This is a genomic window from Caballeronia ptereochthonis (genome assembly GCF_001545075.1).
Taxonomy (GTDB): Bacteria; Pseudomonadota; Gammaproteobacteria; order Burkholderiales; family Burkholderiaceae; genus Caballeronia; species Caballeronia ptereochthonis.
This window is the reverse complement of the sequence record NZ_FCOB02000098.1, coordinates 1-1159: the sequence shown is the minus strand read 5'-3', so window position 1 is coordinate 1159 and position 1159 is coordinate 1. Positions and strand designations below refer to the sequence as shown.

1 protein-coding gene is annotated in these 1159 nt (G+C 67.3%); it reads right to left on the bottom strand.

The window, feature by feature from the left end; genetic code table 11:
* Positions 1 to 1157: acetyl-CoA C-acetyltransferase (locus AWB83_RS35610; RefSeq protein ID WP_087050268.1), on the bottom strand; the 1157-nt coding region annotated here is incomplete at its 3' end.
* Positions 1158 to 1159: the final 2 nt, after the last annotated feature.

Genomic DNA, 1159 nt, shown 5'->3' with positions numbered 1-1159 from the left:
ACACCCATGCCGCCGCCGATGCACAGCGACGCCAGACCCTTCTTCGCATCGCGCTTCTGCATCTCGTGCAGCAGCGTGACCAGAATGCGGCAGCCCGACGCGCCGATCGGGTGGCCGATCGCGATCGCCCCGCCGTTCACGTTGATCTTCGACTGATCCCAGCCCATCTGCTTGTGCACGGCGAGCGCCTGCGCCGCGAACGCCTCGTTGATTTCCATCAGGTCGAGATCGTTCACCGTCCAGCCCGCGCGCTCCAGACAGCGCTTCGATGCCGGCACCGGCCCCATGCCCATGATCTTCGGATCGACGCCCGCATTCGCGTACGCCTTGATGCGCGCCAGCGGCGTCAAGCCCAGCGCCTCGGCCTTCTTCGCCGACATCACGACGACCGCCGCCGCGCCATCGTTGATGCCCGATGCGTTCGCCGCCGTCACCGTGCCTTCCTTCGAGAACGCCGGCTTCAGGCCCGCGAGCGCTTCGGCCGTCACGCCGTGACGCACGAATTCGTCGGTGTTGAACTGCAGCGGCTCGCCCTTGCGCTGCGGAATCGCGACCGGCACGATCTCGTCGTTGAAGCGGCCGGCCTTCTGCGCCGCTTCCGCCTTGTTCTGCGACAGCGCCGCGAACGCGTCCTGCTGCTCGCGCGTGATGCCGAATTCCTTCGCGACGTTCTCCGCCGTCGTGCCCATGTGGTAGTTGTTATAAACGTCCCACAGGCCATCGACGATCATCGTGTCGATCAGCTTCGCGTCGCCCATGCGGAAGCCGTCGCGCGAGCCCGGCAGCACGTGCGGCGCCGCGCTCATGTTTTCCTGGCCGCCCGCGACCACGATCTCCGCATCGCCCGCGATGATCGCGTTCGCCGCCAGCATCACCGCCTTCAGGCCCGAGCCGCAGACCTTGTTGATCGTCATGCCGGGCACCATGTCGGGCAGCCCCGCCTTGATGAGCGACTGGCGCGCCGGATTCTGGCCCGAGCCCGCCGCGAGCACCTGGCCCAGGATGACTTCGCTCACCTGCTCCGGCTTCACGCCCGCGCGCTCCAGCACGGCCTTGATCACCGTGGCGCCCAGTTCCGGCGCCGCGATCTTCGCGAGCGAGCCGCCGAACTTGCCAACCGCTGTACGCGCGGCCGATACGATCACTACGTCAGTCATTT